The following is a 3,260-nucleotide window of genomic DNA, read 5'->3' on the forward strand; positions in this document are numbered from 1 at the left end:
ACGGGGGCCTTCGAGGCGGCGCACGGCGGCACCCTCTTCCTGGACGAGGTGGGGGAGATGCCGCTGGAGGTGCAGGCCAAGCTGCTGCGCGTGCTGGAGAGCGGCGAGGTGAAGCCGGTGGGCGCCACGCGGCCCATCCACATGGACGTACGGGTGGTGGCCGCCACCCACCGGGACTTGAAGCAGTGGGTGCACCAGGGCCGGTTCCGCGAGGACCTGTACTACCGGCTCAACGTCCTGCCCGTGGGGCTGCCGCCGCTGCGCAGCCGGCGCTCAGACATCCGGCTGCTGGCCGAGCACTTCGTGCGCTTGCATGCGCCGCGGGAGCAGGAGCGCACGTTCACCCCGGCTGCTCTGGCCAAGCTGCAGCAGCACGACTGGCCGGGCAACATCCGCGAGCTGCGCAACGTGGTGAGCCGCGCCCTGTTGATGCTCAAGAAGCCGCAGCTGGACGCCAGCGACATCTCCTTCACGGAGTCCTCCACCCACCGCCCACCCGAGGACTCAGGCACTCCGCCTCTGGAGCTGCCGGAGGGCGTGTCGCTGGAGCAGATGATGCAGCGGCTGGAGCGTCAGCTCATCGAGAGCACCCTGCGCCGCTACCACTACCGCAAGGACCACACCGCCAAGGCCCTGGGCCTGGCACGCTCCTCCCTCTTCAAGAAGCTCAAGCAGTGGGGCCTGGGCTCTGAGGAGGACTGAGGGGCAAGCCTTGACCCACAGCCCTCCGCTTGATTGAAAGGGCGTGGCTATGCGTCTCCGAACTTGCAGCGCCCCCCTGATACTGCTCCTGCTTTCGGCCTGCGCAACGATGGATCCGAGCCCGGGAGAGCTGGAGGACCCGAGTCCCCAGAGTCCGAGATTCGCCAACCTTCAGCGGGCGGCGCAGTACCCGTGGACGGATGATGGGAAATGCGTGGTGCGGGAAGCATCCAACGAGTGGCCGATCCTTGCGGAGCGGTGCTTTCATGCTCTCGATCGCGACAGAGTCAGGTTCCGGGATGTCACCAAAAGATGCGCTGTGGCCTACGCGGATGCAGCCGCTCCCGCAGTCGTGGCCCTCTGTGTTTTCGCGGCACCCGAGATCGCCGTCGGTGCAGTGATTGTTATTGGCGCGGTAGTGGTAGCAGCCGCCATCCAGGAGGGAATTGATGCTTATCAACGGAATGCATCCCGCGAGCGCGCGAAGCCCAAGGCTCCAACGCAGCCCGCTCAGGAACCGTTAGCGGACCGAACGCCCAAGCCAAAGGGGTCGAGCACCGGAGACATCTTCCCCCCACCGCCAGAAACCACGCCGCGCCGTCCGTCGTGCGAGCCCATCCCGGTGCGGCACGCGGGCTCAGATGTCCCGCATAACGAGTGCGCCGATCAGTTTCCGCCCAACCGTTATCCCGGCATGGACGTATTCGTGGGCGGTGAGCGCTTCGATGCGCTGCAAATCGGTGTGCGCGTGCTGTGGGAGATCAAGACCCACCGATTTGACACCTACCCTGACTTTATCCAGGAGCGAGAGATTGCGAAGGAGGTGGCGCAATTGAGGAAGGAACTCGCCGCTGCGCGGGCCTGTGGATACGACTTCGTCGTTGGGGTGAGCACGCAAGCGCACAGACTCGCGCTGATCGCCCGGATTCCCACCCTCCATGTCGTTGTCACGGGATGCACACGATGATCATACCGAGAGTCCTCGTCTTCATCGTCTACGCGCCTGCGCTCGTGGGCAAAGACGGCCGCGCGCTTGATGTCATCCATGGGATGGAAAAGGCACTTCCCGGTTTGCGCCTCGCGTGGAGGATCTCCGAAAGCGGGCGCCCCATCGCATTGCCGCATCGTGACGCGTGGCTCATAGAAAGGATCAAGGACGGCGGATTTCCTCTTCTGTGCAACGGGGACGCGAGTTACCCCGTGACGGTGAACGGGTCGGAAAACCCGGCACTCCTCAGCCCGGGCGGCCAACCGCAACTCGACGTTCATGCGAAGTTGCCACTCGACGAGGCTGTTATCTCGGCAGCGGCGGCCATGCTCGAGGCCATGGCGGAGGGGGCGCGCGCGTTCTGGGGGCATGCGTCACGGTATAGTTACGGCGCGGAAGTCTCGGAGCAGTTTCGTCGCTCGCCTCATGGACCGGAGCGCTCACCCCGAGGACTTCCCATGCTCAATCTTCCAGAAAACCTCCCCGCGCCTGAGATTCCCTGTTTCCTCGGGTGGTTGAACTATTGGTCTGTTGCTGCCGCGCAGGCCATCGGGTTCCCGGACCCAGCCCGCGACGCCGAACTGCTCACGCGGGCGCGGCGCACGCCGTCGGGCGGATGGGTGGTGAAGCTCACGGATGCGCCGCTCGATTATGACAACCCCGCCCACCTCGACGCGCTCAATCGGGCCTACGAGCGCTTCCCGGTGATCGGCGGGCGCGACTCTCCACGCTGAAGGAGGCTGCCGCGCGTCTCCTGGCACACTCCCCCCGGCCCGAGCTGGCACTGTCGGACGCGCTCTGCACCCGGGCCGAGCTTGAGCTGTCCGTCGCGCGCCACGGGGCCGAGCTGGACGCGGCGAGGGGTGCTGGAGAGCGAGCTGTTTGGCCACGAGAAGGGCGCCTTCACCGGCGCGGACACCCGGCGTACGGGGGCCTTCGAGGCGGCGCACGGCGGCACCCTCTTCCTGGACGAGGTGGGGGAGATGCCGCTGGAGGTGCAGGCCAAGCTGCTGCGCGTGCTGGAGAGCGGCGAGGTGAAGCCGGTGGGCGCCACGCGGCCCATCCACATGGACGTACGGGTGGTGGCCGCCACCCACCGGGACTTGAAGCAGTGGGTGCACCAGGGCCGGTTCCGCGAGGACCTGTACTACCGGCTCAACGTCCTGCCCGTGGGGCTGCCGCCGCTGCGCAGCCGGCGCTCAGACATCCGGCTGCTGGCCGAGCACTTCGTGCGCTTGCATGCGCCGCGGGAGCAGGAGCGCACGTTCACCCCGGCTGCTCTGGCCAAGCTGCAGCAGCACGACTGGCCGGGCAACATCCGCGAGCTGCGCAACGTGGTGAGCCGCGCCCTGTTGATGCTCAAGAAGCCGCAGCTGGACGCCAGCGACATCTCCTTCACGGAGTCCTCCACCCACCGCCCACCCGAGGACTCAGGCACTCCGCCTCTGGAGCTGCCGGAGGGCGTGTCGCTGGAGCAGATGATGCAGCGGCTGGAGCGTCAGCTCATCGAGAGCACCCTGCGCCGCTACCACTACCGCAAGGACCACACCGCCAAGGCCCTGGGCCTGGC

Annotated in this window: 4 protein-coding genes; all 4 read left to right on the plus strand. The window is 66.8% G+C overall.

Annotated features, from left to right (window positions below):
* Nucleotides 1-702 (plus strand): sigma 54-interacting transcriptional regulator (locus DB31_RS44060; RefSeq protein ID WP_044200012.1); only part of this gene is annotated, 702 nt, incomplete at its 5' end.
* A 49-nt stretch (nucleotides 703-751) separates the two neighbouring features.
* Nucleotides 752-1,669: a DUF6310 domain-containing protein gene (locus DB31_RS44065; RefSeq protein ID WP_044200015.1), complete on the plus strand. Its 918-nt coding sequence runs from the start codon at nucleotides 752-754 to the stop codon at nucleotides 1,667-1,669.
* The gene (locus tag DB31_RS44070; RefSeq protein WP_044200019.1) at nucleotides 1,666-2,424 is read left to right on the plus strand and encodes a DUF5953 family protein; all 759 of its coding nucleotides are present in this window, start codon (nucleotides 1,666-1,668) and stop codon (nucleotides 2,422-2,424) included. The genes DB31_RS44065 and DB31_RS44070 overlap by 4 nt, the downstream gene beginning before the upstream one ends.
* Before the next feature lie 81 nt (nucleotides 2,425-2,505).
* The coding region (locus DB31_RS44075) for a sigma 54-interacting transcriptional regulator (RefSeq protein WP_240487315.1) at nucleotides 2,506-3,260 on the plus strand (755 nt) is incomplete at its 3' end.

Source organism: Hyalangium minutum (assembly GCF_000737315.1).
In the GTDB taxonomy this organism is placed as follows: Bacteria; Myxococcota; Myxococcia; order Myxococcales; family Myxococcaceae; genus Hyalangium; species Hyalangium minutum.

Excerpts from the sequence above, each read along its gene's own strand:
- DB31_RS44070 (WP_044200019.1), top strand. The coding sequence starts at position 1,666 with ATGATCATACCGAGAGTCCTCGTCTTCATCGTCTACGCGCCTGCGCTC.
- DB31_RS44065 (WP_044200015.1), top strand. The coding sequence starts at position 752 with ATGCGTCTCCGAACTTGCAGCGCCCCCCTGATACTGCTCCTGCTTTCG.